The 20801-nt window shown below is 65.4% G+C and carries 15 protein-coding genes and 1 pseudogene; 7 read left to right on the forward strand and 9 right to left on the reverse strand.

The genetic code is table 11. The annotated features are described in order from the left end of the window. From GXB81_RS21150 to GXB81_RS21160, 3 genes and pseudogenes are all read left to right on the forward strand, one after another. Positions 1-337: pseudogene (locus GXB81_RS21150) on the forward strand (ABC transporter ATP-binding protein); the annotation flags it as partial. Beyond that, positions 334-1041, forward strand: a complete 708-nt coding sequence (locus GXB81_RS21155) for an ABC transporter ATP-binding protein (RefSeq protein WP_167043174.1) — start codon at positions 334-336, stop codon at positions 1039-1041. The pseudogene GXB81_RS21150 and the gene GXB81_RS21155, both read left to right, overlap by 4 nt. 581 nt (positions 1042-1622) lie before the next feature. Next, entirely contained in the window at positions 1623-3908 is a 2286-nt protein-coding gene (locus GXB81_RS21160) for a hypothetical protein (RefSeq protein ID WP_205990245.1), read from the forward strand. A 68-nt stretch (positions 3909-3976) separates the two neighbouring features. Here the strand turns inward: GXB81_RS21160 and iolB are convergent, their stop codons facing one another. From iolB to GXB81_RS21195, 7 genes are all read right to left on the reverse strand, one after another. After that, the gene (iolB, locus tag GXB81_RS21165) at positions 3977-4777 is read right to left on the reverse strand and encodes a 5-deoxy-glucuronate isomerase (protein WP_205990237.1); all 801 of its coding nucleotides are present in this window, start codon (positions 4775-4777) and stop codon (positions 3977-3979) included. After that, positions 4774-5700, reverse strand: a complete 927-nt coding sequence (gene iolE / locus GXB81_RS21170; protein ID WP_205990238.1) for a myo-inosose-2 dehydratase — start codon at positions 5698-5700, stop codon at positions 4774-4776. Before iolE ends, iolB begins: the two co-directional genes overlap by 4 nt. A gap of 10 nt (positions 5701-5710) precedes the next feature. Next, positions 5711-7702, reverse strand: coding sequence for a 3D-(3,5/4)-trihydroxycyclohexane-1,2-dione acylhydrolase (decyclizing) (iolD, locus tag GXB81_RS21175; RefSeq protein WP_205990239.1), 1992 nt, complete (start codon positions 7700-7702; stop codon positions 5711-5713). Continuing rightward, entirely contained in the window at positions 7699-9735 is a 2037-nt protein-coding gene (gene iolC, locus GXB81_RS21180; protein ID WP_241016460.1) for a 5-dehydro-2-deoxygluconokinase, read from the reverse strand. Before iolC ends, iolD begins: the two co-directional genes overlap by 4 nt. Positions 9736-9808: 73 nt before the next feature. Next, positions 9809-10615 carry an ATP-binding cassette domain-containing protein gene (locus GXB81_RS21185; RefSeq protein ID WP_167283595.1) on the reverse strand — a complete coding sequence of 269 codons (807 nt, stop codon included), beginning with the start codon at positions 10613-10615 and terminating at the stop codon, positions 9809-9811. Between the two features lie 22 nt (positions 10616-10637). After that, positions 10638-11843 carry an ABC transporter permease gene (locus GXB81_RS21190; protein WP_167043183.1) on the reverse strand — a complete coding sequence of 402 codons (1206 nt, stop codon included), beginning with the start codon at positions 11841-11843 and terminating at the stop codon, positions 10638-10640. A 120-nt stretch (positions 11844-11963) separates the two neighbouring features. After that, the gene (locus GXB81_RS21195; RefSeq protein WP_205990240.1) at positions 11964-13016 is read right to left on the reverse strand and encodes a sugar ABC transporter substrate-binding protein; all 1053 of its coding nucleotides are present in this window, start codon (positions 13014-13016) and stop codon (positions 11964-11966) included. A gap of 279 nt (positions 13017-13295) precedes the next feature. Here GXB81_RS21195 and GXB81_RS21200 point away from each other — a divergent pair, with 279 nt between their 5' ends. From GXB81_RS21200 to GXB81_RS21215, 4 genes are all read left to right on the forward strand, one after another. Beyond that, on the forward strand, positions 13296-14180 hold the full coding sequence (locus GXB81_RS21200; RefSeq protein ID WP_167283546.1) for a MurR/RpiR family transcriptional regulator: 885 nt from the start codon (positions 13296-13298) through the stop codon (positions 14178-14180). Continuing rightward, positions 14173-15189 (forward strand): inositol 2-dehydrogenase, encoded by a 1017-nt coding sequence (iolG, locus tag GXB81_RS21205; protein WP_167043188.1) that lies wholly within the window; start codon positions 14173-14175, stop codon positions 15187-15189. Before GXB81_RS21200 ends, iolG begins: the two co-directional genes overlap by 8 nt. Continuing rightward, positions 15189-16235, forward strand: a complete 1047-nt coding sequence (locus tag GXB81_RS21210) for a Gfo/Idh/MocA family oxidoreductase (protein WP_167043251.1) — start codon at positions 15189-15191, stop codon at positions 16233-16235. Before iolG ends, GXB81_RS21210 begins: the two co-directional genes overlap by 1 nt. Positions 16236-16446: 211 nt before the next feature. Further along, positions 16447-16674 (forward strand): sulfurtransferase TusA family protein, encoded by a 228-nt coding sequence (locus tag GXB81_RS21215; RefSeq protein ID WP_075301700.1) that lies wholly within the window; start codon positions 16447-16449, stop codon positions 16672-16674. Between the two features lie 206 nt (positions 16675-16880). Here GXB81_RS21215 and galU read toward each other — a convergent pair whose 3' ends face one another. After that, positions 16881-17762, reverse strand: a complete 882-nt coding sequence (gene galU / locus GXB81_RS21220; RefSeq protein ID WP_167043190.1) for a UTP--glucose-1-phosphate uridylyltransferase GalU — start codon at positions 17760-17762, stop codon at positions 16881-16883. Between the two features lie 68 nt (positions 17763-17830). Further along, a complete protein-coding gene (locus GXB81_RS21225) occupies positions 17831-20710 on the reverse strand; it encodes a valine--tRNA ligase (protein ID WP_205990241.1) in 2880 nt (959 codons plus the stop codon). Positions 20711-20801 lie beyond the last annotated feature (91 nt).

Genomic DNA, 20801 nt, shown 5'->3' on the forward strand with positions numbered 1-20801 from the left:
CGGCGCGCGCCGCGACGTGCAGGCCGGCACGCTCAGTTATGCGGAGCAGCGCGCGCTCGATCTCGGCATCGCGCTCGCGGGCGGCGCGCACACCTTGCTGCTCGACGAGCCGACCGCCGGCATGAACCGCGCGGAAGCAGCGCGCGCGATCGAGCTGATTCGCGAGACCACGACGGGCCGCACGCTGCTGATGGTCGAGCACGACATGGACGCGGTCTTCGCGCTTGCCGACCGCATTTCGGTGCTCGTGCAGGGGCGCATCATCGCGACCGGTTCGCCGGCGGCGATTCGCGCCGACGAGGCAGTGCGGGCTGCGTATCTGGGCGAGCGCACATGAGCGCGCTGCTCGAGATCCGCGATCTGCACGCGTGGTATGGCGCGAGCCAGGCCTTGCACGGCGTCACGCTCGGCCTCGCGCGCGGCGAAGTGCTCGCGCTCGTTGGCCGCAACGGCTCGGGGCGCTCGACGCTTGCGCGCGCGATCATGGGCCTCGTGCGCAGCGAGGGCGAGTTGCGTTTCGCGGGCCGTTCGCTCGCCGGGCTGCGCACCTTCGAAATCGCGCGGCTTGGCCTTGGCTATGTGGCCGAACATCGCGACGTGTTCGCGGCGCTGAGCGTGCATGAAAATCTGCTGCTCGGTATCTCGCCGCGCAAGCGCACGCCGCGCTTTACGCTCGATGACGCCTACGCGCTGTTCCCCGTGCTGGCCGAGCGCCGGCACACGCGCGCCGGCGCGCTGTCGGGCGGCGAGCAGCAGATGCTCGCGCTCGCGCGGGCGTTGCTCGGCGATCCCGATCTGCTGCTGATCGACGAACCCGGCGAAGGTCTCGCGAGCGGCGTGATGGAGCAGGTCGCCGGGTGCCTGCGCACGTTGCGCGAGCGCGGCGTCGCGATGCTGCTGATCGAGCAGCGCCTCGTGATCGCGCGGGAAATCGCCAGTCGCGTCGCCGTGATGGGGCATGGCGAGATCGTGTTCGACGGCGCGCTCGATGCGTTTCTCGGGCGCGACGACGTGATGCGCGAGTGGCTCGGCGTCGGTTGAGCGGCGTGGCCGCAATCGCGGGTTGAGTGCGCCGCCGCATGAGGTGCGGCATACGTTTCGAGCACCTGATGATTGACGTGATCTTCGCCGGCACGGTTCGAGGCGCCGATCCGCGTTCGCGACGGCGTTTGAACCGTTCATCGCGACCTGCCGCACAGGCCCCGTGTATGGGGCTTTCCATCGATTCGCTCGTGCGATTCAAACGATTGATCGTTTGGTGAGCGTCCTCCAGAAATCTTGTCGGCAACGCGCGGACAAATAAAGACAATCGAGTCAGCGGCGCGCAACGGCGAAGCGATGTTCGAAGCCTGTGCAGGGCTCGTACACGCGACTTCCGCCCGAGTTCATGAATGCGCCGAACCCCGCCGCGTTAGACGCGCAAAAGACGCGCCGCGGCTTCAGGAGGAGACATGATGAAACGGCAGGTGGCGTTGAGTGTCGAGCGCGTCGGAGCGAACATCGAGGCGCGCGTTGAAGTGCATCTGGGTCCGTTGGATCGAGCCGGGCATGCCAGGCATTCCCGGCGTTCCTGGAGTTCGCGGTTCGGCGCGGGCGCGGCGCTACTGGCCGCCGCCTTGCTGATGTCCGCATGCGCGGATGCTAGCTCGACCGCGGACTCGATGCCGGCCGATGCCGCATCGAAGGCACAACAACGCGCGGCGAGCGCACCGGGCAATCAGGATCGCGAAGCAGAGGCGAACGTGACCGCGAACGCATCGCCCGGTACGACACCCGCATCACGTCCCACGCTCGAACGCGACAAGGCGAGGCAACGGGCTGCCGAGCAACAGATCGCCGCGCGCGTGCCCTCGGCGAGCGGCATGCACGAAACGCGCAGCCGCGTGCTGACGCTGCGCGATTCCGGCATCGACGGTTCGCTCATGTTCGTGCGCGACGTCGATTTTCGGGTGACGGGCGAGATCGGTTTCATGATTCACGACATGGCCGCGACGCTGACGCCGACACGCCCCGGTCAGCCGATCGTCTTCGACGACCCGACCAGCGCGACGATCCACGTGCACCGTGGCGACGTCACGCTCGACAGCGCGAAGCTCACCGCGATTTTCGATCGCTATCTGTTCCAGTATCAGGGCTCGCCGCTGCGCAATATGCGCGTCGTGCCGCAGGACGGCGGCAATCTGCGCATCACGGGCGAGATGCATCGCGACACGTGGGTGCCGATCGCGCTGACCGGCTCGCTGTCGATGCGCAATCCTGACGAACTCGTGTTTCATCCCGATCACGTCGAAGTGGCGGGCATCGGCGCGGACAAACTGATGCAGGCCGCGCACGTGCGGATGGCCGATCTGCTCAAGGTCAACACGCCGATCGCGCGGCTCGATGGCGACGACGTCGTCATGCAGGTCGCGAAACTGACGCCGCCGCCCGCGCTGCGCATGACGATCACGCAGATTCAAACGAGCGCGTCGGGCGTGCGCTTCACGCTCGACGACGGCACCGTGCCGAGCATCGCATGGCCCGCGACGATGCCCGCGCATGGTCTGCTCGTGCAGGGCGGCGACGTGAAGTTCATGCGCTCGATGCCGATGAATATCGACATGGCGATCACGCCGCTTGCATCGACTGGGTCGAACGGATCGAATGCAGCGAATGCAGCGAACGTCGCGGCCGATGCCGCGCCGTTCGTGCTCGATCTGTACCACTACCGCGAGCAGATGGCCGCCGGCTATTTCACGTTCGACGAAGCGGGCGCGCTCGACGTGCATCTGCCGTCGTATCCGACGCTCGCGAGCGCGTCGAAGACCGGGTCGTCGCCATCGCCGCAATCGCCGCAAACCGGCAGCGCGAGCGCACGCTATAACGACAGCCTGCTGCGCACGCAGCAGGCCTCGCTCGCGCAGGCCCGCGCGATCTGGCAATACGTGCCGCAGAATTTACGCATCGCATCGGCGGCGCATGCGACTCCGCTCGCCACGCGCGTCGCGTTCAAGCGCCGGAGTCTCGCGGCGCCGGCTTCGTTGTCTGCTTCAGCACTCGGCGACGAACGCCATTCGTCGGGGCCCGCGCCGCTGATTCACGTGCAGAACGTCGACTTCTACGTAGCAGGGCGCATCGGCTTTCACGTGCGCTCGCTCGATGCGCAGATGGTGCCGAAAAAGCCCGGAGAGCCCGTCGATTTCGACGATCCCGATCAGTACGACATTCATATCATCGGCGGCGAGGTCGTCGAACCGTGGCCCGCAATGGCCGCGCTCTTCAACGACTATCTGCTCGACTATGCGCCGCGCTCGCTCAACGATCTGCAACTGAAGCCGGTCGACGGCCAGCTCGAAGTGACGGGCGGCATCAAGCTATGGAATCATTTTCCCGGCGTATGGCTGCCGACCACGATGAGCGGCACGATCAGCGCGGCGGACGAACGGCATCTGGTCTATCGTCCCGCCGAGGTGAAAGTGCTCGGCGTGCCGCAAGCGGGTCTGCTGCGCGCGCTCGATATTCCGCTCGCGTCGTTGACGCCGTTCACGCGCAAGGGCGTCGCGCTCAAGGGCAACGAGCTCGTGTTCGACCAGTACACGGTGTTTCCGCCGCCCGCGCTGATCTCGCGGCTCGCGAGCGCGACCGTTACCGAGGCCGGGCTCGTGCTGAAGTTCAGGCGCGACAGCGCGGCCGTTGCGAAGCCGCCGGCCGGCGCGGGGCATAGCTTCGTATGGATCGAGGCCGGCGACGTGAAGATGTTCAACTCGCTCGTCACGAATACGCGCACCTATATCGAGGACAGTTCGAACTCCGGCGCAATGAAGTTCGACCTGTATGGCTACCGTCGCGACGTCTCGAAGGGGACGGTGCGCATGGACGAGGACGGCACGCTGCGCGTCGATCTTGCCGCGAGAAAAGCGGGGCAGTGAGCGGCGTACGGGAGCGCGATGCGAATCGCGCTGCACGGTGCCATCAAAGCACCGCGCAGCATAATTAATCAAGCATCCTTATTGATAATCCAATCGTGCGCCGGGTCGTTGTGGAAATGCCAGGTGCGCTGGCTGCCGGCCATCACGTTCAGATAATACGAGTCGTACCCATACGGCACGACGACCGGATGATAGCCGCGCGGCACCATCACGACGTCGTGATTCTCGACGGCCATCGATTCGTCGATATCGCGCGAATCGGTGTAGACGCGCTGAAACGCGAAGCCTTGCGGCGGATCGAGCCGGTGATAGTAAGTCTCTTCGAGCGAACTCTCGTGAGGGATGTTGTCGGTGTCGTGCTTGTGCGGCGGATAGCTCGACGCATGGCCGCCCGGCGTTCTCACTTCGACGACGAGCAGCGATTCGGCAGGCTCGGTCTGCGGAAGAATATCGCAGACGTAGCGCGTATTGAGCGACCTGCCGCGTGTCGAGAGCTTCATCGAGGCGGGCTCGATGAGCCGCGCGGGGTACTCGCCCGTGGCCGGCGCGCTTGCGATGCCGATCTCCGCATCGCGGTTCGCGCGCACGGTCGCTCGCACGTTCGGCGGCAGATAGACCGCATACGGCGCGGCGTCTTCGAACACGCTGTCGCGCGAACCAAGCGAGGTCCACTTCGCGTTGGGCGTTTCGATATCGACAGCCCCGGTCAGCACGACGATGCATACCTCGCGCGACGGCTCGAATACGTGCACGACTTCGCTCGTGCCGAGCCGGTACGCAGCGAATCCGACATAACGCCAGCAGGCCGACTGCGGCGTGACTCGCGCGATCGTTTGGCCCTCGCGCTGTGCCTTCACCAATAAACTCATGCTGCCTCCTTGCCTATGCCGTCGAGCGTATCGAGCGGTGCATCGGCGAGCGTGCGCAAAGTCCGATAACCCTTCTGGGCATATTCGAACGACGGCGCGACCACCGGGTCCTGTTCCGCTTCGACGACGAGCCAGCCGCGATAACCATGCCGCTTCAGCCGGCCGATGATGCCGGCAAAATCCACGGCCCCGTCGCCCGGCACCGTGAACGCGCCTGCGATTACCGCATCGAGAAAACTCCAGTTGCGATTGCGCGCGAGCTTCATGACCGCGGGCCGCACGTCCTTGCAATGCACGTGGCACACGCGCGCGATGTGCTGGTCGAGCACCGCGAGCGGATCGCCGCCCGCGAACGTGATGTGACCCGCGTCGAACAGCAGGCCGACCGCATCGCTCGTGCGTGCCATCAGTTGATCGACGTCGGCCGGCGTCTCGACATAGGCGCCCATATGATGATGGTACGCAAGCCGCACGCCATGGCTCAACGTATAGCGCGCGAATTCGTCGACCCGTGCTGTGTAGTCGGACCATTGCGCGTCGCTGAAAAAACGCGGCCGTTGATACAGCGGCCGCGCCGCGCCCTGAATCGAATCGGCGACTTCGCCATACACCATCACCGTCGCGCCGTTTTGCGCGAGCAGTTCGAGATGCGGACCGACGGCGGCGATTTCCTCGGCGACACTGCGCTTCGCCAGTTCTCCGGAATACCAGCCGGAAACGAGCGCGAGGTCGTAGCGCGCGAGTAGCGTCTTCAACGCCTGCGGCTCGCGCGGAAACTTGTTGCCGAGTTCGAAACCTTCATAACCGATCTGGCGGCCCTCGGTCAGCGCGACTTCAAGCGGCGTTTCGCCGCCGAGCGAGGGCAGGTCGTCGTTCATCCACGAGAGCGGGTTGATGCCGATACGTACGTCGAAAGCAGTCATGCGGGCGTCCTCATTCGTGAGCGTGGCGAGCGTCGTGCGGCAGGGATGCGGGCGGCTCGGCGCGCGCGGCAAGCTGCGCGTCGTATTTCGCGCGCGCGACGCGCACCGCCTCGCGCGGCGAGACTTCGGGCACCGCGACTTCCCACCACCAGCCGCCGTCGCCGGTGGTGCGGGCCGGATCGGTGTCGATACTGATGACGTACGTGCGCGTGGCCGCGCGGGCGCGCCGCAGCGCCGCTTCGAGTTCGGCAAGATGGCCCACGTGCTCGGCCTCGGCGCCGAGCGCGCGCGCATGCGCGGCGAAGTCGATGCGTGGCGCGCCGGCTGCGCCCTGCAAGCTGTCCGCGAGCAGATTGTTGAACGGCGCGCCGCCGCAGGCTTGCTGCAAGCGGTTGATGCAGCCGAAGCCGCGATTGTCGAGCACGATGACGATCAGCTTCGCGTCGAGCATCACCGAGGTTGCGATCTCGCTGTTGAGCATCAGATAACTGCCGTCGCCGAGCATCACGATCACCTCGCGCTCGGGCCGCGCGAGCTTCACGCCGAGTCCGCCCGCGATCTCGTAGCCCATGCACGAATAGCCGTATTCGACGTGATACGCGCCGGGCCGGCCCGCGCGCCACAGCTTGTGCAATTCGGCGGGCAGCGTGCCGGCCGCGCACACGACGATGTCGTCGTTCGCCGAATGCGTGCTCGAACGCTGCACCGCGCCGATCACGTCGCCCTCGTAGGGCAGCACGGCGTCGCGTTGCGGCGCATGCGTGAGCGTGTGCACGGTGTCGCGCCAGCTTGCCACGAGTTTGTGCGCACGCGCGGTCCATGCGCGCTCCGCGTGCCAGCCGTGCAGCGATTCGCCGAGCGCATCGAGCGCGAGCCGCGCATCGGCCTCGACGACGAGCGCGCGATGCTTGAGGCCGTCGAACGCATTGGCGTTGATCGCGATCACGTCGGCTTGCGTGAACAGCGTATTCGAGCCGGTCGTGAAGTCTTGCAGACGCGTGCCGACCGCGAGCACGCAGTCGGCATCGTGCGCGAGCGCGTTGGCGGCCGGCGAGCCGGTCACGCCGAGCGCGCCCGTGTTCAGCGGATCGTTCCACGCGAGCGCGCTCTTGCCGGCCTGCGTTTCGGCGACCGGTATGCCGTGCGCGCTCGCGAAGCGCTGCAGCGCGTCGGCCGCGCGGCCGTACAGCACGCCGCCGCCCGCGACGATCAGCGGATGCTTTGCCTGCCGCAAACGCGCGCACGCCGCCTCGATCTCGTCGATTCGCGGCGCGGGCGCATGAAAGCGGATCACGCGCGGTGCGAAGAAGTCCGCCGGAAAATCCCACGCCTGCGCCTGCACGTCCTGCGGCAAGGCGAGCGTGACGGGGCCGCACAACGCGGCGTCGGTCAGCACGCGTATCGCGCGCGGCAAGGCGCTCAGCAATTGCGCCGGATGCACGATGCGATCGAAGTAGCGCGACAGCGGCTTGAACGCATCGTTGGCGGAGACGCCGCCGTCGGCGCAATCTTCGAGCTGCTGCAACACCGGGTCGGGCGCGCGCGAGACGAAGATGTCGCCGGGCAACAGCAGCACCGGCAGGCGGTTCACGTGCGCGAGCGCGGCGGCGGTCAGCAGATTCGTCGCGCCCGGGCCGATCGAGGTCGTGACCGCCATCATGCGGCGGCGGAAATGCGCCTTCGCATAGGCGATCGCGCTATGTGCCATCGCCTGCTCGTTATGCGCGCGCAGCGTCGGCAATTCGTCGCGATGCTGGTACAGCGCCTCGCCGATGCCCGCGACGTTGCCGTGGCCGAAGATCGCGAACACGCCGCCGAACAGCGGCTCGGTGCCGCTGCCGTCTTCGCTGGCGACGCGTTGCGCGGCGAGATAGCGCACCAGCGCCTGGGCCATCGTCAGGCGCAGCGTGGCGCCGGCATTCGCGTGCGCCTGTGCTTGCTTCTGTGTTTGCGCGGCGCTGCTCGCTGATAAGGCGTCGTCCTGCATGATGCGTTCGTTCATGCGGCCTGCTCCTGATGAACCTGATGCGGCGTGCCCTGGGCGGCTCGCCAGGCGGCGATCAGCGTTTCGAACGTATGGCGCACGCGCGCGATCAGTTCGTCATCGCCGATTTCTCCGGCCAGCCACGCCTGACTCGGGTCGTGAAAGATCGTGCGGCCGACCGTAAAGCCGCGGCACGTCGCCGACCGCGCGGCCGCGCGAAAGCCCTCGCTCAACTGCTCGACGGCCGCCGACAAACCGAGCAGCACGACGCCACGGCAATACGGGTCACGCTCGGCGATCAGCGCATCGATGGCATGCCATTGCGCGGCGTCCATCGGTTCGAGCTTCCACCACTCGGGATAGATGCCGAGGTTGTAGAGACGCTTGAGCGCGCGATACACGATGTCGGGCCCTTGCGGCAGCGACGCGTGCTTCGGCGGAATCACCTCGAGCAGCAGTTCATGGCCGCTCGCCTGGGTCGCATCGTAAAGCGCGCGCAATTGCGCTTCCTGTTCGAGGCGCTGCTCGATCGGTTCGTCGGGATGAAACTGCACGAGGCACTTCGCAACGTGCTCCTTCGGCCACGCGAGCAGCGTCGTGCCGATCGAGCGGCCCTGATCGAACACGAGCGGCACCGAACCCGGCAGCTCGACCGGGCGGCCGATCCACCAGCCGCGGCCGGTCGCGGCATTGAGCGCGTCCTGACCGTAGCGGTCGTCGATCAGCACGCCGATGCGGCCTTGCAGATGCAGCGCGTGTTCGGTCTGCGCGACCGCTTCGACGAACAGGTTCTTCAGATGCGCAACGCGCGCTTCGTCGGCGCCGGTTTGCTGCGCCAGTTCGAAAAACTGATTGCGATGATCGAACGCGAAGCCGAGCACTTCATGCCAGGGTTTGCGTGCCGGCGATACGCGATGCAGGCGCGCGAGCTTCGCGTCGCGGTCGGGCCGGCGCATCCGTTGCGGATCGGCTTGTGCTTCGCCAAGGAAGTAGTCGAGTTCGGCGGGCGTCGGCATGGCCGGGGCACAGCCGTGCCGCGAGACCACCAGCGCGCCGCTCGCGTTCGCGGCGCGCGCGCAGGCGTCGAGCGGCCGGTCGCGCAGCCAGCCGGACAGAAAGCCCGACGCGAATGCATCGCCCGCGCCGAGCACGTTCAGCACCTCGACTTCGACGCCGCCGTGAACCGGCATCTCGTCGAGCGAAGCCGGCACGTTGCCGTCGATGATCTGGCAGCCGAGCGGCCCGCGCTTGAGCACGAGCGTGGCCGGCGTGACCGCGCGCACCATCGCGAGCGCGTCGATCAGTTCGCTCTTGCCGCCGGCGATGCGGAATTCTTCCTCGGTGCCGATCACGAGATCGAACAGCGGCAGAATGCGCTGCAAATGCGCGGTGACGCCTTCGCTCGCGACGAAACGCGTCTCGCCGTCGGCCTTGCCGGTGAGTCCCCACAGCACCGGACGATAGTCGATGTCGAGCACCGTGCGCACCTGGTTGCGGCGCGCGTAGTCGAGCGCGCGGCGGCTCGCGCGGTTCACCTGCTCCGTCGAGAAGTGCGTGCCGGTAATCAGCAGCGCTTTCGACGAGGCGATAAAGGCCTCGTCGAAATCGGCCGCGTCGATTGCCATATCGGCGCAGTCGTCGCGGTAGAAGATCAGCGGGAACGTGTCGCGGTCCTTGAGGCCGAGCAGCACGAGCGCGGTCAGCCGCTGGCGATCGACGCGCACGCGGCTCACGTCGCAGCCTTCATTCGCGAGCGTTTCGGTGAGAAAGCGGCCCATGTGATCGTCGCCGACGCGCGCGAGCATCGCCGCATCGAGTCCGAGCCGCGCGCAGCCGAAGGCGATATTCGCCGACGAGCCGCCGAGATACTTCGCGAAGCTCGATACGTCTTCGAGCCGCGCGCCGACCTGCTGCGCGTACAGATCGACGGCGAGGCGGCCGAGGCAGATGATGTCGCGCGCGCGTCCCGGCGCGAAGCGGCTGCCGCGCGCGGTGCCCGCATCGGTATCCGAACCCGGCGCGGGCGCTCGCGATATGCTGGAATGGTTCATGAAGAATCCTGAATAACTGGGCGCGGTCGAAGGCCACGCGGGTTAGGCGGACGACGCGCGATCCGCGCAAAGCTCAGATGGTCGCGCCTTCGAGTTCGCCCATCATTTTCTGCATCTCGGCGCCGCCGGCCATCATGTCGAGCACCTGGTCCTTGCTGATCGTTTCCTTCGTGAACGTGCCGAGCGATCTGCCGCGATTGAGCAGCGTGAACGAATCGCCGATCGGATAGGCGTGATGCACGTTGTGCGTGATGAAAATCACCGAGATGCCCTTGGCGCGCGCCTTGTGAATCAGCTTCAGCACGTTGAAGCTCTGCTTCACGCCGAGCGCGGCGGTCGGTTCGTCGAGAATCAGCACGCGCGCGCCGAAGTGGATTGCGCGCGCGATCGCGAGACATTGCCGCTCGCCGCCCGACATCGTGCCGATCGGCTGATGCGGGTCGCGCACGTTGATGCCCATTTCGGCGAGCTTGTCGCGCGCGGTGCTCGCGCAGGTGTCGAGGTCCATCACGTTCAGGAAGCCGAATAGTTTCCTGTTCGGCTCGCGGCCCATGAAGAAGTTGCGCGCGACCGACAGCAGCGGCACCAGCGCGAGGTCCTGATAGACGGTCGCGATGCCGAGATCGAGCGCGTCTTTCGGCGAGGTGAAGTGCACCGGCTTGCCGTCCACCAGATAGGTGCCCGCGCTCGGCTGATGGACGCCCGCGAGCGTCTTGATCAGCGTCGATTTGCCGGCGCCGTTGTCGCCGAGCAGGCAGTGCACCTCGCCGCGTTTGAGGCGCAGCGTGATGTCGTTCAGCGCGATGATGTTGCCGAAATAGCGGCTGACGTTTTCGAGCGCGAGGATGGTGTCGTCCGCGTTCTGTTCGAGGTCGGTCATCATGAACTCCTTGCCGGGCGCGTTAGCGCGATGCGGCGACGCGGCCGCGTACGTAGTGATTGAACAGCACGGCGAACAGCAGCATCACGCCGAGGAACACGCGGAACCAGTCCGAGTCGACATTGGTGTAGGTGATGCCGATCTGCACCACGCCGAAAATCAGCGCGCCGAAGCAGGCGCCGACCACCGAGCCGTAGCCGCCCGTGAGCAATGTGCCGCCGATCACGGCCGCGATGATCGCCTCGAATTCGGCCTGCAAACCGCGGTCGGCGGCGGCCGAACCGATATCGCACACCTGTAGCACCGCATACAGGGCCGAGCAGAACGCGGTCAGCACGAACAGCGAGATCTTCACGCGGCGCACCGGCACGCCGACGTTCTTGGCTGCGTTGGCGTCGCCGCCGACCGCGAAGATCCAGTTGCCGAAGCGCGTTTTCGCGAGCGTGAATGCGCAGACCACGGCCAGCGCGAGCCACCACAGCAGGACCTTGGGTATGCCCGGCACGAGCGGCGTGCCGTTGTCGAGCATCTTCACGAGGCCGAGATGGCCGAGCGAGACGAACAGCCCTTTGAAGGCGACGCCCTGGAAGAACGTGTGCGCGAACCAGTCCTCGCGCGCGACGTCGCCGACGCCGGAGATGATCGTGCGGTCGGCGAACATCACCGAGAGCGCGAGCGTGAGGCCGCGCAGAATGAACAGGAACGCGAGCGTGACGATGAACGACGGCAGCCGCGTGCGCATCACGAGGTAGCCGTTGAGCGCGCCGAGCAGCATCGAGCCGGCGAACGCGAACAGGATCGCGAGCCAGATCGGCCAGTGGAAGTACATGGTCGGCAGCGCGACCATCATGCCGGCAAAGCCGATCATCGAGCCGATCGACAGGTCGAACTCGCCGGCGATCATCAGCATGCACGCGCCGACCGAGATCAGGCCGAGATAGGCCGCGACCTGCGACCAGTTCATGATGCCGTCGAGGTTGAACATCCCCGAGTTGCCGGCCGCGAGGCCGAACACGAGGAACACCATCACGGTGCCGGCCAGTGCCGCGAATTCGGGGCGGTTCAGCAGGTGCCGGAACCACGATTCCTCGCGCACGCGTTCGTCCGGCGCGGTGGCCGACGTGGCTGCTGAGGTGGCCCCTGAGGTGGCCGCTGATGCAGCCGGGTCCTGCGGATCGGACGCGGGCGGCTTGCGGTGATTAGGATGGAAAAGATCGGCGACACCCATTGAAGCTCTCCTTGATACGCCGGCAAGCCGATCGACGCGGCACCGCGGGCGTTGGAACTGATGAATTCAACCGTGGGCCGCCGGCGCGGCGGCCTGCTCAGGCGCTGCGTTGCCGCGCAGTCAGCGATATTGCCCCGCGTATTTGAGTACCTTGTCGACGTTGGCCTTCGTGATGAAGCCCGGACCCGAGCCGATATTGCGCGGCCCATACGACGGCGCGAGCCCGTAGGTGTCGAGCCGCTCCTTGAACTTCGGATTCGCCTGCAGAATCTCGCGGATCTTCACCGGATCGGTCGTCTGGTTCTTCTTCGCGATCGCGAGCACGGCAACCGGGATATAGCCCTGCAAATACGGCTGCTGGTCGATCGCGAACTGGATCGTGCCGTTCTGGATGCCCTTCGCGATGTCGCTGTCGAAGTCGAACGTGGCGAACCAGAGCTTGCCGGCAAGGCCCATCTGTTGCAGCGCCTTCAAGGTCGGATCGGCCGACAGCGGGCCGAGCGCGAGCACCGCCTGGGTGTCCGGATGATTGCGCAGGAACGCGCTGACTTTGGACTGCACGCCGGTCGGGTCCTGGCCCGCGTCGAGCGTCGAGGTCTTGACGTCGGCGCCGATCGCCTCGGCGAAACCGCGGCAGCGTTCGAACGAAGCCGGGTTCGTCGCATAGTGGTTCACGCACAGGAACGACTTGATGCCGGCGGCCTTGGCCTTTTCGCCCGCCGCCTTGCCGGCCGCGTATTCGGGCTGGCCGACGTGCATGAGCGCGCCGAGCTTGGCGCTCTGTTCTTCGGTACCCGAATTGATCGTGACGAGCGGAATGTGCTTTTCGGTGACTTTCGCAATCGAGCTCTTCAGCACGTCGAAGTCGGCGATCGAGACGATCACGCCGTCGTAGTTGCGCGCGGCCGCCTGTTCGACGAGACGGGCCATGTCGGCAATGTCGCCGTTCGGCGGATTGCGGTAGTCGGTCTGAACGTTGAAGTCCTCGTCGGCCTGTTTGATCGCGTTCTTGATCGTGTTCCACCACGAATCCGAATCGGGCGCATGGCTGATCAGCACGAAGTGAGCGTCCGCCGCGCGGGCTGCCGTCGCCGCGCCGAATCCCGTTGCCAATGCCAATGCCAACGCCGTCGCCAGAATCCTGAGCGCCGCCTTGCCTTTGCCAAGTCTCATGGTCTCCACCTTTCTCGATCTGTCGTTTGTCATTGAAGGCGCGCCTCGCGGATGGTTGCCCATTTCCGTGTCAATCCGCACAACAGGGCCGAAGCGGCACCGCTCAGGACCAAGAGTAGGCCATCTTTCGATGTCTTGCAAAGAAAATTTCACGAAAAATAAAAATGGAAAATATGTTCCATTTGCTTGGGGCGCTGCCTATAATCGGCAGCGTCGGAAGCACGAGCGGCAGGCCGCGAGTGCTTCTGCCGCATAGCAAAAAACACTCGAGGGGCAGACATGGCGGAACCGAACACCGAAGAAACGTTGCCGGGCGTCGAGGATTTGATGCGGCGCATCGCGGACAACTACGAGACGCTGCCGCGTCAGTTGAAGAGCGTCGCGACCTATATCGAGCAGCATCGTTCGAGCGTGATGATGGACCGCACGAGCGACATCGCCGCGAGCTGCGGCGTGCATCCGTCGGCGGTCGTGCGCTTTGCGCAGCGCTTCGGCTTTTCCGGCTTCTCCGATCTGCAGGCGGTGTTTCGTCAGGCTTATGCGGAGCAGGGCGTGTCGTCGCCGAGCTATCAGCAGCGCATTCGCCGGCTGATCGACGAGAAGCCCGGCACCTTGTCGGGCGGCTCGGTCGCGCGCGAGTTCATCGCGGCGTCGCGCGGCGGCCTCGAAGAACTCGAGGCGGGCCTCGACGACAAGCAGTTCGACGCCGCCGTGAAAATGCTGCAGCAGGCCGACAACATCTACGTGGTCGGCGTGCGGCGCTCGTTTCCGGTCGCGAGCTACATCGTCTACGCGTTGCAGCACACGCCCAAGCGCGTGCATCTCGTGTCGGGCTTCGGCGGCATGTACCGCGAGCAGATTCGCAGCGTGAAGAAGGGCGACGTCGTGATCGCGATCAGCTTCGCGCCATATGGCAAGGAAACGCAGTACTGCCTGCGCGTCGCGCATCATCTTCAGGCGAAGACGCTCGTCATTACGGATAGCCAACTATCGCCGCTCGCGCGCTACGCGAGCACGCTGTTGTATGTGAAAGAGGGCAGCGCGTTCGCGTTTCGCTCGCTGACCAGCACGATCTGCCTGTGCCAGGCGTTGTTCATTGCGCTCGCGTACAAGCTCGAACTGAACGTTGAAGAATCCCACGATCCTGGAGGCTACGATGACTGACGCGGTAAACACGATCGACGTCGCACTGTTCGGCGCGGGGCGCATCGGCAGGATTCATGCGGCTAACCTTGCGCGGCAGCCCGGCGTGCGGCTCAAGTACGTGGTCGACGTGAATCGCGAGGCCGCCGGGGCGCTGGCCGAGCAGCACGGCGCGCGGGTTGCCGATATCGACGGCGCGCTCGGCGACGCGTCGATCGGCGCGTCCGTGATCTGTTCGAGCACCGACACGCATGCGGACCTGATCGTGAAGTCGGCGGCGCAGAGCAAGCACGTGTTCTGCGAGAAACCGGTCGATCTCGCGCTCGAGCGCGCGCGCCTGTGCGCGCAAGCGGTGGAGCGCGCGGGCGTGGTGTGCATGATCGGTTTTCAGCGCCGTTTCGATCCGACGTTCGCGTCGCTGAAAGCGCGCCTCGACGCGGGCGAGATCGGCACGCCGGAAATGCTCGTCGTCACGAGCCGCGATCCGGGCGCGCCGCCGCTCGAATACATCCGGCACTCGGGCGGCATCTTCAAGGACATGCTGATTCACGACTTCGATATCTTCCGCTGGATTCTCGACGACGAAGCCGACACGCTGCACGCCACCGGCAGCTGCCTTGGCGATCCGGCGATTGCCGAGGCGGGCGACATCGATTCGACGGCGGTCACGATCCGCACGAAGCGCGGCCGGCTGTGCCAGATCAACACCGCGCGCCGTGCCGCTTACGGCTACGACCAGCGCTTCGAAGTGCTCGGCAGCGGCGGCATGCTGCAAGCCGGCAACGTGCGGCCGACCGAAGTCACCGCGTACTCGAAAACCGAGGTGTCGACCGACGTGCCCGAGGCGTTCTTTCTCGAACGCTATCGTGCGGCCTACGCGCTCGAAATCGCGCATTTCTTCGATGGGGTCAGGCATGGCAAGCCGGTGCGCACGACCGTCGCCGATGGTCTGAAAGCGCTCGAACTCGCCGAAGCGGCGACGCGTTCGTGGCGCGAAGGCCGCGCGATCCAACTCGGCGAGGTGGCGTGATGAAGCCGGCTACGCAGCAGGTGCGCCTCGGCGTGGTGGGCCTTGGGCGGCTCGGCAAGCGGCACGCCGAAAATCTCGCGTATCGCGTGCCGGGCGCCATGCTCGCGGCCGCCTGCAGTCCGTTGGAAGACGAACTCGCATGGGCTCGCGATGCACTGCCCGAGCCGCGTCTTTACACCGATTACGCAGACCTGCTCGCCGATCCGCAGGTCGATGCGGTGTGGCTCGTCACGCCGTCGTCGCTGCACGCGCAGCAGATCGTCGACGCCTTGCAGGCTGGCAAGCACGTGTTCTGCGAAAAGCCGCTGTCGCTCGACGTGGCCGAATGCGAGCGCGTGCTGGCGGTCGCGGCGCGCTATCCGCACTTGCAGGCGACGATCGGCTTCATGCGGCGCTTCGATCCGAGCTACAAGGACGCGTTCGACAGGATCGCGATGGGCCAGATCGGCCGGCCGTTTCTCGTGCGCTCGCAGACCACCGACAAAAACGATACCGACGGTTTCTTCGTGCGCTTCGCGGCGACCTCGGGCGGCATCTTTCTCGACTGCACCGTGCACGACATCGACGTCGCGCGCTGGCTGCTCGGCAAGCCGCGTGCGACGCGCGTGTTCGCGGCGGGGGCCGTTGCGTTGCACGAAGGCTTGCGTGAATTCGGCGACGTCGACAACGGCGTCGCGATCTGCGAATTCGAGGGCGGCAAGCTCGCGATGTTCTACGCGTCGCGCACGCAGGCGCACGGCAACGACACGCATAGCGAAGTGATCGGCACGGCGGGCGCGCTCGCGATCGGCCGCAATCCGCGCGCGAATCGCGTCGAGATTTATGACGCGAGCGGGGTTCGCAACGAATGCACGCCGAACTTTTTCGACCGTTTCGAGGATGCATTTCTGCACGAGGCACGCGCGTTCGTTGCGGCGGTGCAGGGCGGGGTGGCTCAACCCGAGTCGGCGCAGGCGGGGGCGACGCTGGCCGATGCGCTCGAAGCGACGCGGATTGGCATGGCGCTGCGCGAGTCGCTGCAAAGCGGGCAGGCGGTGATGCTGTAGCGGCGCGGGTTGCCGCTCGGGGGCCGGTGAGGCGGGGGAAACCTTGGGGGCGAACCTTGGGGGGAGGCGAGACGAGGCGGGGCGGATCGTGTCGAGGCGGTGACACGCACCGTCGCAGGCCCGGGCGGCGAAACACCGCCTGCTGTAGAATTTGGCCCTCTGTCCGGCGTCGCGAGCGACGCCCTCGTCCCGAAGGTCATCGTCGATGCAAATTCAGATTCACAAGGAAGTCGATGCGCGCGGGCTCATGTGCCCGCTGCCCATCCTGCGCGCCAAGAAGGCGCTCGCCGACATGGAAAGCGGCCAGATTCTCAAGGTGCTCGCCACCGATCCCGGCTCGCAGCGCGATTTTGCCGCGTTCGCGAAGCAGACCGGCAACGAGATTGTCGAAAGCTCGGCGCAAGACAAGGTGTTCACGTTTCTGATGCGGCGGCGCTAGGCAGTCAAACCCGCCAGAACCCGGCACTCGGCCAAACCCGCCGCGCGAGGCGGTACGCAAGAAGCAGAAAAGGCGCTGTGCCCGCGAATGCGGGGCACAGCGCCTTTTCGTTTTGAGCGCACCGAGCGCACCCGAGGGCACGCTCAGCGGTGTGGCGCGCGTTGCGTTGAATGGCCCCGCGGCCCGCAGGCCGCGAAGCGAATCCGTCAGCCTTCCAGCACCGGCGAACGCGTGCGCAGATACTGCTCGAAATCGGCGGCCACTTCCGGGTGACGCAGCGCGAACTCGACCGTCGCCTTCAGATAACCGAGCTTGCTGCCGCAGTCGAAACGCGTGCCGTGATACTTGTACGCGAGCACCTGTTCGTCGGCGAGCAGCGACTGGATCGCGTCCGTCAACTGCAATTCGCCACCCGCGCCGGGCTTGATCGAGCGCAGATGATTGAAGATGCGCGGCTTGAGCACATAGCGGCCGACCACGCCGAGGTTCGACGGCGCCACGCTCGGCTCCGGCTTTTCGACGATGCCTGACATCTTGATGATCGAATCTTCCCACTCCTTGCCGTCGACGATACCGTACGACTTCGTGTCTTGCGGCGGGATCTCTTCGACGCCGATCACCGAGCTGTGATAGTGATCGAACACCTCGATCATCTGCGTCATCACGGGCGGCGTGCCGTACAGCAGGTCGTCCGCGAGAATCACGGCGAACGGGTTTTCGCCGACCAGCTTTTCTGCGCACAGCACCGCGTGGCCGAGGCCGAGCGCTTCGGCCTGGCGCACGTAGAAGCAGTCGACATGGCTCGGCTTGATGCTGCGCACGAGTTCGAGCAGCTTGTCCTTGCCGCGCGCCTCGAGTTCGGCCTCGATTTCATAGGACTTGTCGAAATGGTCCTCGATCGCCCGCTTGCTGCGGCCCGTGACGAAGATCATTTCGGTGATGCCGGCTGCCATCGCTTCCTCGACTGCGTACTGAATCAGCGGCTTGTCGACGATCGGCAGCATTTCTTTCGGGCTTGCCTTCGTGGCAGGGAGGAATCGGGTGCCAAGACCGGCTACCGGAAATACCGCCTTTGTAACTTTTAGCATGTGATTACCCTGAGTCCTCTGGTTTAAGGCCTTGCCCACCGCGGCGGCGGTGGGGCAAGACGTGTCGATCAGACCGGCAAGCGATCCAGTTGCGCTTTCAGCTTGCCGACGGTAGCTTCGAAATCGGCGAGACGTTTTTGTTCCTGTTCAACGACCGCCGGCGGCGCCTTGGCAACGAAAGCCTGATTCTGCAGCTTGCCGTTGCATTTGGCGATTTCGGCGGTGAGACGCGCGATCTCTTTCGACAGGCGTTCCCGCTCGACGGCCACGTCGATTTCGACCTTCAAGACGAGCTTGTCGCTTCCTACGATAGCAATCGGCGCGCCATCCGCCTGCGCATCGAGCGTAGCCTCGTCGGCGATGATCTGCACTTCGGACAAACGCGCCAATGCCTGGGCGTATGGCGCGAAAGTGCGAAGCCGCTCCGCGTTGCCGGTGGCGAGCAACGGCACCTTCACGGCCGGCGACAGGTTCATCTCGCCACGCAGATTCCGGCACGCGTCGATCACAGCCTTGAGGTCGGCGGCCCAGCGCTCCGCGTCTTCGTCGAGCTTGGCGGGCTCGGCGATGGGGTACGGCTGCACCATGATGGACGCTTCGCCTTCGGCCTTGCCCTCGGGGTAGCGTGCCGCGAGCGGCGCCACTTTCTGCCACAGCGCTTCGGTAATGAACGGAATCACCGGATGCGCGAGGCGCAGCACCGTTTCGAGCACCCGCAACAGCGTGCGGCGCGTGGCGCGCTGCTGGTTCAGCTGTCCCGTCTGGATCTGGACCTTTGCAAGTTCGAGATACCAGTCACAGTATTCGTCCCATACGAACTTGTATAGGGCATTGGCGACATTGTCGAAGCGATAGTCGGCAAAACCCTTGGCGACTTCGGCTTCCACGCGTTGCAGCAGCGACACGATCCAGCGGTCGGCCGGCGAGAAATGCAGATGGCCTTCCGGCCCGCATTCGCCGCATTGCGCCGGCTGGCCGAAACCGCAGTCGTGGCCTTCGCAGTTCATCAGCACGAAGCGCGTGGCGTTCCACAGCTTGTTGCAGAAGTTGCGATAGCCCTCGCAGCGCGCGAGGTCGAAGTTGATGTTGCGCCCGAGCGTGGCCATCGAGGCCATCGTGAAGCGCAGCGCGTCGGTGCCGAACGCCGGAATGCCGTCCGGAAACTCCTTGCGGGTTTTCTTTTCGATCGACGCGGCCTGCTTCGGATTCATGAGGCCGGTGGTGCGTTTCGCGACGAGCGCGTCGAGGCCGATGCCGTCGACGATATCGATCGGGTCGAGCGTATTGCCCTTGCTCTTCGACATCTTCTGGCCTTCGGCGTCGCGCACGAGGCCGTGCACGTAGACCGTGTCGAACGGCACCTTGCCCGTGAAGTGCGTGGTCATCATGACCATGCGCGCGACCCAGAAGAAGATGATGTCGAAGCCGGTGACGAGCACCGACGACGGCATGAAGTGCTTCAGTTCCTCGGTTTCGTTCGGCCAGCCGAGCGACGAGAACGGCACGAGCGCCGACGAGAACCATGTGTCGAGCACGTCTTCGTCGCGCTTTAACGCACCCGTGTAGCCCGCCGCGGCGGCTTTCGCGCGCGCGTCTTCCTCGGTCTTCGCAACGAAGATTTCGCCGTTCTCGCCGTACCACGCCGGAATCTGATGGCCCCACCAGAGCTGACGCGAGATACACCAGTCCTGGATGTTTTCGAGCCACTGGTAGTAGGTGGTGGTCCAGTTCTCCGGCACGAATTTGATCTGGCCGTTACGGACCACGTTCAGCGCGGTTTCGGCGATCGACTTGCCCGGGTTGAACGTGCCCTCGGGAGCCGGCTTGCTCATCGCGACGAACCACTGGTCGGTCAGCATCGGCTCGATCACGACGCCGGTGCGGTCGCCGCGCGGCACCATCAGTTTGTGCGGCTTGACCGATTCGAGCGCGCCGAGCGCTTCGAGATCGGCGACGACCTGCTTGCGGGCGTCGAAACGATCGAGGCCGCGGTATTTTTCGGGCGCGTTGTCGTTGATCTTCGCGTCGAGCGTGAGGATTTCGATTTGCGGCAGCTGGTGGCGCAGGCCGACCTGGTAGTCGTTGAAATCGTGCGCGGGCGTGACCTTGACGACGCCGGTGCCGAATTCGCGGTCGACGTAGTCGTCGGCGATGATCGGCACTTCGCGGTTCGACAGCGGCAGCGTGACGGTCTTGCCGATCAGGTGTGCGTAGCGTTCGTCTTCGGGATGCACCATCACGGCGGTGTCGCCGAGCATGGTTTCCGGACGCGTGGTGGCGACGGTCAGATGGCCCGAGCCGTCGGTGAGCGGATACTGGATGTGCCACAGGTGGCCGTTTTCTTCCTCGCTGACCACTTCGAGGTCGGAGACGGCGGTGAGCAGCACCGGGTCCCAGTTGACGAGACGCTTGCCGCGATAGATCAGGCCCTGTTCATACAGGCGTACGAATACGTCGCGCACGGCGGCCGACATTTTGTCGTCCATCGTGAAGTATTCGCGCGACCAGTCGATCGACGCGCCGAGGCGGCGCACCTGGCGCGTGATGGTCGAGCCCGACTGCTGCTTCCACTCCCACACGCGCTCGACGAACTTGGCGCGGCCGAGGTCATGGCGCGACACGCCCTGCGCGTCCAGTTGCCGTTCGACGACGATCTGCGTGGCGATCCCGGCGTGGTCCGTGCCCGGCACCCACAGCGTGTTTTCACCGAGCATGCGGTGATAGCGCGCGAGGCCGTCCATGATGGTCTGGTTGAACGCGTGGCCCATGTGCAGCGTGCCCGTGACGTTCGGCGGCGGCAGCTGGATCGAGAAATCCTTGCGATTGGAGTCGAAGGAGGGCGCGGCGTAGGCGCGCTTTTCCCATTCCGGGCCCCAATGGGCTTCGATGGTGTGGGGTTCGAAGCTTTTGGCAAGCGTCGAGGTGGGGTCGCTCGAGGTGTCGCTCATGTTTCTGGTTAAAGGCAGGATTTTGGATGCGGAGGATTGGAGATTATAGCTGGGAGGGGGAGGGGCCTGCGTGGGGCGGTTTTTTGTTCGT

The sequence above is a fragment of the Paraburkholderia sp. Ac-20336 genome, assembly GCF_017105025.1.
Taxonomy (GTDB): domain Bacteria; phylum Pseudomonadota; class Gammaproteobacteria; order Burkholderiales; family Burkholderiaceae; genus Paraburkholderia.